This is a genomic window from Halobacillus sp. BBL2006 (assembly GCF_000786645.1).
GTDB lineage: Bacteria > Bacillota > Bacilli > Bacillales > Halobacillaceae > Halobacillus.
Map to the genome: position 1 here is coordinate 1 of NZ_JRNX01000713.1, position 580 is coordinate 580.

Annotated in this window: 1 pseudogene; it reads right to left on the reverse strand. The window is 44.3% G+C overall.

Going from position 1 to position 580, the window contains the following annotated elements:
• A pseudogene (locus tag LD39_RS18695) lies at positions 1-580 on the reverse strand (pyruvate carboxylase); the annotation flags it as partial.

Consider the following 580-nt stretch of genomic DNA (forward strand, 5'->3'; position numbering starts at 1 on the left):
CCAGCCATATCTTTTATACCGAGAATGTGAGCTCCAGAGTCTTGGAGCTCTTTTGCTACTTTTTTGTAATAATCTAAATCATATTTCGGCCTAGCAGAGTTTAAAATATCCCCCGTGTAACACATAGCCGCTTCAGCTACCTTGTCACTTTCACGAACCGAATCGATCGCAAGTTTCATTCCTTCCACCCAGTTAAGGCTATCAAAAATACGGAAGACATCTATGCCGGCATTCGAACTCTTTTCGACGAATTCACGAATCAAATTATCTGGATAGTTTTTATATCCCACCGCATTTGACGCTCTCAAAAGCATTTGGAAAAGGACATTCGGTGCTTTTTGTCTTAGCTTCAGCAGCCGCTCCCATGGATCCTCGTTCAAGAAACGATAGGAAACATCAAAAGTCGCTCCTCCCCACATCTCTAGAGAAAACAGTTCAGGCAGTAGTCGTGCTGTCGGCTCCGCGATATTTTCAAGATCCTTCGTTCGCACACGGGTAGCCAATAAAGACTGGTGTGCGTCTCTGAATGTTGTGTCAGTTAACAGGACTTCTTTCTGCTCTTTTAGCCACTTCGCAAGCC